This is a genomic window from Streptomyces chisholmiae (assembly GCF_031845445.1).
In the GTDB taxonomy this organism is placed as follows: Bacteria; Actinomycetota; Actinomycetes; order Streptomycetales; family Streptomycetaceae; genus Streptomyces; species Streptomyces chisholmiae.
The window spans coordinates 1-478 of record NZ_JAVREO010000110.1 but is presented as its reverse complement, the minus strand read 5'-3'; the positions used below and the strand labels follow the sequence as shown (position 1 = coordinate 478).

The following is a 478-nucleotide window of genomic DNA, read 5'->3' as shown; positions in this document are numbered from 1 at the left end:
CACCAACCCCATGAACCCCCTGGCAGCAAAGGGGGGTGTGTGACGTTTTCGATCTCCCTTCAATGCTCTCGCCCGCTGTGCCCGAGGCGCGGGGGGACGGCCCGCGGCCGCTAGACCAGGTTCACCGAGGCCGCCGCGCCCACGGCGAGAAGCACGCCCGCGTAGCCGTAGTAGCCATTCAGCAACAGCAGCAGGGCGGCGACCAGGCAGATGCCGACCGTGGCCAGCCAGGAGATTCGCGCGAGGGGCACGCCTCTATTCTGACGACGATGGCCGACACGCTCACCCCGGCGCGCGCTGCGGAGAGTCTCTGCGAGCTGTCGGTCGACGTTCGCGCCGCCGTTCTGCTCGATGCCGCTGGCTCGCTCGCCGGCTCCGGCGGGGAGGCGGGCGGCCACGCGCGCGAGCTCGGAGATCTCGCGCGTCAGCTCTTCGAGGAGGTCGATCGCGCCACGCGCGACTGGGACACCGAGCCGCC

General features: G+C 71.1%; 2 protein-coding genes. One reads left to right on the top strand and one right to left on the bottom strand.

Annotated features, from left to right (window positions below):
• Positions 1 to 110: 110 nt before the first annotated feature.
• Positions 111 to 251: a hypothetical protein gene (locus tag RM844_RS32320; protein ID WP_311671013.1), complete on the bottom strand. Its 141-nt coding sequence runs from the start codon at positions 249 to 251 to the stop codon at positions 111 to 113.
• Between the two features lie 18 nt (positions 252 to 269).
• Here RM844_RS32320 and RM844_RS32315 point away from each other — a divergent pair.
• Positions 270 to 478, top strand: a 209-nt coding sequence (locus tag RM844_RS32315) for a hypothetical protein (RefSeq protein ID WP_311671012.1), incomplete at its 3' end; no start/stop codon positions are given.